This is a genomic window from Nocardia sp. NPDC051756, assembly GCF_040681495.1.
In the GTDB taxonomy this organism is placed as follows: domain Bacteria; phylum Actinomycetota; class Actinomycetes; order Mycobacteriales; family Mycobacteriaceae; genus Nocardia.
Genome location: NZ_JBFAYV010000048.1, coordinates 1 through 1,121, shown reverse-complemented (window position 1 = coordinate 1,121; position 1,121 = coordinate 1). Strand labels below are relative to the sequence as shown.

Annotated in this window: 2 protein-coding genes; both read left to right on the top strand. The window is 30.7% G+C overall.

Annotated features, from left to right (window positions below; all coding sequences use genetic code 11):
- Positions 1-30: 30 nt before the first annotated feature.
- On the top strand, positions 31-375 hold the full coding sequence (locus AB0M22_RS45715) for a DUF1413 domain-containing protein (RefSeq protein ID WP_349221525.1): 345 nt from the start codon (positions 31-33) through the stop codon (positions 373-375).
- Between the two features lie 266 nt (positions 376-641).
- Positions 642-1,121, top strand: a 480-nt coding sequence (locus AB0M22_RS45710) for a dienelactone hydrolase family protein (protein WP_364740345.1), incomplete at its 3' end; no start/stop codon positions are given.

Below are 1,121 nucleotides of genomic sequence, written 5' to 3'. Positions count from 1 at the left end.
TATGAATATAAATGAAAGGACATAATTAAAATGTCAAAGAATATCCAATTAACCCTAACTGATTTGCAGTATGAAACCTTGCTAAAAAAAGCAGGAAGCTTCTCTATCCAGCAATATCTGATTAAAAAAGAATTTCCAAACCACGAATTTTCTCATTGGTTTAACGAAATAACTGGACTAATTGAAAAACTTCCACCTGACACAAACTTTTCACTAAAAACTTTATTATCTGTAAATTGGGAAACTATTCCTAAAGGAGTACGCCTATCAATAGGAAAACAATTTCTAAAAGAAGTCAATGAAGGAAGTATTCGAGCAGTAAAATATGTAAAAAAAGACTCTGCCAATACTACCATCTACAAAAAAACACTTTAAAAAACTTCGCAACAGAACCTATAATATCCTTCTAACTATATAATAACTTGAAAATTACTAATTTATCTGTACTGTAGTATATTAGAATTGAAGGAATTGTAAATAGAATAGTTATTTGATATACTTTAGAAAATACATGTTAATAATGTGAAATCAGACTTTAATTACGGTGAATAATATGAGATTAAGTCTGATGGGTCTTGTTATTATTCTAATATCATTATAGAAATATAAATCGGTAAATTCAGTTTAACTAGGAGGATTATATGAAGCCAATTGTTTTTATCTATCATTCAGTACTTGGAATAAGAGGGTCTGAATTAAATTTGTCAGAGGTTATAAAAAAAGAAGGTTTTGATGTTATCATTCCTGATTTGTATGAAGGAAAGAAATTTGATGATTATAAAACAGCTATGGCTTTTTTCGGAACATTTGGAGAAGATGGTTTAGAAAAGAAAGCCTATGCGATGTTCGAGGAAGAACACAAGAAGAATGGTAAGAAACCGGTTATCTTTATTGGTTTTTCAAATGGTTGTAATTTAGCAGAGTGGCTTTCGCTAAAAATTCCAGAGACAGTTGGAACCATATTGTTACATGGTGGAATGCCAGTTAAAATGTTTGGCTATGAGGGGTGGCCATCAAATCTCCCCATCCAAATCCATTATTCTAAAGAAGATCCGTGGAAACTAGAAGATGAAGAAATTTTACAAGAATTCCTGAATGAAATAGAAAATTCAGGCGCTAAG

Bases quoted from the DNA above. Each gene is read 5' to 3' on its own strand.
- AB0M22_RS45715 (WP_349221525.1), top strand. From the start codon at position 31: ATGTCAAAGAATATCCAATTAACCCTAACTGATTTGCAGTATGAAACC.